The organism is Paenibacillus sp. EKM10P (genome assembly GCF_011800655.1).
In the GTDB taxonomy this organism is placed as follows: domain Bacteria; phylum Bacillota; class Bacilli; order Paenibacillales; family Paenibacillaceae; genus Paenibacillus; species Paenibacillus polymyxa.
Genome location: NZ_JAALET010000149.1, coordinates 1 through 216 on the forward strand (window position 1 = coordinate 1; position 216 = coordinate 216).

Annotated in this window: 1 protein-coding gene; it reads right to left on the reverse strand. The window is 46.8% G+C overall.

Annotated features, from left to right (window positions below):
* Positions 1-194, reverse strand: a 194-nt coding sequence (locus HFE01_RS26885) for a condensation domain-containing protein (protein ID WP_481856258.1), incomplete at its 3' end; no start/stop codon positions are given.
* Between the last annotated feature and the right edge of the window lie 22 nt (positions 195-216).

The following is a 216-nucleotide window of genomic DNA, read 5'->3' on the forward strand; positions in this document are numbered from 1 at the left end:
TTTTCAAACACGATAATGTGGTTGATCAGCTCTTGCTTTTGCTCGGTCAAGGCTTGAATTTCATACAGCGGATACGTTTCATAATCTTGAGAAGCCAGCGCCTGCTGCTGATTCGTTCTAATCAGGTCGGCAAAGGTGCCCTCAGCTCCACTGCGGATACGTACGGGAATGGTGTTAATGAACAAGCCCACCATATTTTCGATCCCCGGAATATCA